General features: G+C 57.5%; 4 protein-coding genes. 2 read left to right on the plus strand and 2 right to left on the minus strand.

Going from position 1 to position 3,359, the window contains the following annotated elements; genetic code table 11:
• Nucleotides 1-172 precede the first annotated feature (172 nt).
• Together D8U69_RS12695 and ttcA are read right to left on the minus strand one after the other, a co-directional pair.
• Nucleotides 173-847 (minus strand): DNA-3-methyladenine glycosylase I, encoded by a 675-nt coding sequence (locus D8U69_RS12695; RefSeq protein ID WP_130906342.1) that lies wholly within the window; start codon nt 845-847, stop codon nt 173-175.
• A 130-nt stretch (nt 848-977) separates the two neighbouring features.
• On the minus strand, nt 978-1,802 hold the full coding sequence (gene ttcA, locus D8U69_RS12700) for a tRNA 2-thiocytidine(32) synthetase TtcA (protein ID WP_056853135.1): 825 nt from the start codon (nt 1,800-1,802) through the stop codon (nt 978-980).
• Nucleotides 1,803-2,084: 282 nt separating this feature from the next.
• On the opposite strand from ttcA, the gene D8U69_RS12705 reads away from it, so the two are divergent.
• Nucleotides 2,085-2,687 (plus strand): Yip1 family protein, encoded by a 603-nt coding sequence (locus D8U69_RS12705; RefSeq protein WP_056853136.1) that lies wholly within the window; start codon nt 2,085-2,087, stop codon nt 2,685-2,687.
• A 159-nt stretch (nt 2,688-2,846) separates the two neighbouring features.
• Nucleotides 2,847-3,341: a SprT family zinc-dependent metalloprotease gene (locus D8U69_RS12710; RefSeq protein ID WP_056853137.1), complete on the plus strand. Its 495-nt coding sequence runs from the start codon at nt 2,847-2,849 to the stop codon at nt 3,339-3,341.
• Nucleotides 3,342-3,359: the final 18 nt, after the last annotated feature.

Below are 3,359 nucleotides of genomic sequence, written 5' to 3' on the forward strand. Positions count from 1 at the left end.
GGTTTGAACACAAATTCTGTGGGCAACTCCCACAGGTATTGGGTTTGAACACAAATTCTGTGGGCAACTCCCACAGGTATTGGGTTTGAACACAAAATGTGTGGACAACTTCAATTACTGTGGGAGCTGGCTTGCCAGCGATAGGCCGGGGTCGCGCTCGACCGACTCGGTCTCAATGATTGACGGTGTAGGCCAGCATCATCGAAATCTGACTCATCGGCCGTCCGCCGCTTTCTTCATGCCATTGGTTGAACACATCCTGCACCAGCGCCAGGTCGCGCAGGCTGGTTGGCACCTTGTCGATGATGTTCTGTGCGTTCAACGCCGCGACCACATCGTAACTCGGCACAAAGGTATCCTTGCCGACCATGCGCAGGAAACGCGGCGCAGACAGGCCGCCCAATTGATGGCCGCGCTTTTTCAGCATCGTCCACAAGCCGACGATATCAGTCACCGGCCAATCGGCGATCATCGCACCGAAACTGCCCTTCTCAATGGCGACGTCCAGCACGAACTGCGCATTGCGCGGCACACTCTTCAATTTGCCCAGGTGGCGGATAATCCGCGCGTCCTGCATCAGGCGTTCCAGATGCTCGGCGCTCATCAGCACGACTTTTTCCGGGTCGAACTTGAAGAACACTTCTTCGAAGGCCGGCCACTTGGCGTCCACCAGGCTGTGCTTGAGCCCGGCACGGAATACGCGCAATGCCATGGTCGAGAGGTAGCGGTCATCGCTGATCTTGCGCAATTGCGCCGGGGTCTTGGGAACGGGCAGATGGGCTTCCAGTTCAGCCGCCGAACCAAAACGGTTCAGGCAGAATTCATTCAGCCACTTGTAGTCGCGCATGCCCTCTCCTGAGGATTAGATGAATAAACCCATGTGGGAGCCAGCCTGCTGGCGATGAGGGAGTGTCAGCCGACAATGATTTGTCTGACCCACCGCTATCGCCAGCAGGCTGGCTCCCACATCAAGGTGATTAAAGGTTAACCACGTTGACGAAGCGCGAAGCCGCCGTTTCGTCGATCTTGAGGCTGGTGAAGTCGAACAGGTTGCGGTCCGCCAGTTGCGACGGGATCACGTTCTGCAAGCTGCGGAAAATGCTCTCGGTACGGCCTGGGGTCTTGCGCTCCCAGTCCTGGAGCATTTCCTTGACCACCTGACGTTGCAGGTTTTCCTGGGAACCGCAGAGGTTGCACGGGATGATCGGGAACTGCTTGAAGTCCGAATAAGCCTGGATGTCCTTTTCGTTGCAGTAGGCCAACGGGCGGATCACCACGTTGCGTCCGTCATCGGCGCGCAACTTGGGTGGCATGGCCTTGAGCGAACCGTTGAAGAACATGTTGAGGAAGAACGTCTCGACGATGTCGTCGCGGTGATGACCCAAGGCCATTTTGGTCGCGCCGATCTCGTCAGCGAACGTGTACAGCGTGCCGCGACGCAGGCGCGAGCACAGCGAGCAAGTGGTTTTCCCTTCGGGAATCAGTTCCTTGACCACCGAGTAAGTGTCTTTTTCGACGATGTGATACTCGATTCCCAGCTCTTTGAGGTAAGCCGGCAGCACGTGCTCAGGGAAACCCGGTTGTTTCTGGTCCATGTTCACGGCCACGATCTCGAACTTGATCGGCGCGACCTTCTGCAAGTGCATCAGCACATCGAGCATGGTGTAGCTGTCCTTGCCGCCGGACAGGCAGACCATGACCTTGTCGCCGTCTTCAATCATGTTGAAATCGGCAACAGCCTCACCGGCCTGGCGGCGAAGGCGCTTTTGCAGTTTGTTCTGGTTGACCGTAAGAGTGCCCATGACGCGAAATCCGTGAGGTGTGACGAAAGGCGGGCATTTTACGCAAAAACCTATCCCGGGCGAAGCGTCCTGACGGATCGCCTGCCGTTCTACAGATGCAACTGCGATTAAGCGCAGGCTTTACAGCGCAATTTGCTCTAAGCCCCCTCTCCTTGTGCGGTTAACTCCTTCCTATACTGCGACATAAGGTCGCATTCGTATTCCAGACCTTTTACTTACTTGGCCGTATTGGCCCGTAGGCGCTCCACTGGGGGGCGACGGTATAAAAGAGGAGTGACTGGCATGATCCATCACGTAGTGGGGCTCTTCACCCACCCTGACCAAGAATGGAAAGAAATCCGTGGCGACCAGGAGGAAAGCATCAGCCACATGTACCTGACCCACACCCTGATTCTGGCGGCCATCCCTGCTGTGTCGGCGTTTATCGGCACTACGCAGGTCGGCTGGGTGATCGGTAACCGGCCGCCAGTGATGTTGACGATGGAAAGTGCGCTCTGGATGACGATCATGTCGTACCTGGCGATGCTCGGTGGCGTCGCGGTCATGGGCGCGTTCATTCACTGGATGGCCCGCACCTATGACGCCAATCCCAGCCTGGCACGCTGCGTAGCCTTCGCGACCTACACCGCGACGCCGCTGTTCATCGGCGGCTTGGCGGCGCTGTACCCGCATATGTGGCTGGGGATGATCGTCGGCACTGCGGCGATCTGCTACACGGTCTATCTGTTGTATGTCGGGCTACCGACGTTCATGAACATTCCAACTGACGAGGGCTTTCTGTTTTCCAGTTCGGTGCTCGCCGTAGGCCTGGTCGTGCTGGTGGCTATCATGGCGTTCACTGTCATTGTCTGGGGACTCGGCGTGGGGCCGGTCTATACGAATTAGCAACACACCCTCCAAAAATCAGATCTGCCGACACAGGCCGCCGCAAGGCGGCCTTTTGATGCCTCCTGCCAGAAGAAACGCAACGACCATTCGGCGCTCAAACGATTCGCAAGGCCCGAGGGTTGCGGCATACTCAACGTCTCTGGAGATCCATCAAGCATGCCCGAGCAACTCAATACCCGCGTCGAAGACTGTTTCCAACAAGCCGAATCCTTTTTCAAACGACCTTTCAAACGCCCCGTGGTGAGCCTCAAGCTGCGCGGGCAAAAAGCCGGTGTCGCGCATTTGCACGAGAACCTGCTGCGTTTCAACCTGCAGTTGTACCGGGAAAACACCGAGGACTTCCTCAAGCAGACAGTGGCCCACGAAGTTGCCCACCTGATCGCTCATCAACTGTTCGGCGACCGCATTCAGCCCCATGGCGAAGAGTGGCAATTGATCATGCGCGGCGTGTACGAGCTGCCGCCCAATCGCTGCCACACCTACGACGTCAAGCGCCGCAGCGTGACCCGCTACATCTACAAATGCCCGTGCGCCGACAGCGATTTCCCGTTCTCGGCGCAGCGCCATGGCCTGGTGCGCCAGGGGCGGCGGTATTTGTGTCGGCGGTGTCGCAACACCTTGGTGTTCAGTGGGGAAATGCGGGTCGAATAGGCGGATCTTTCTGCTGGC

Origin of the sequence: Pseudomonas sp. Sample_16, assembly GCF_004307665.1 — a bacterium.
In the GTDB taxonomy this organism is placed as follows: domain Bacteria; phylum Pseudomonadota; class Gammaproteobacteria; order Pseudomonadales; family Pseudomonadaceae; genus Aquipseudomonas.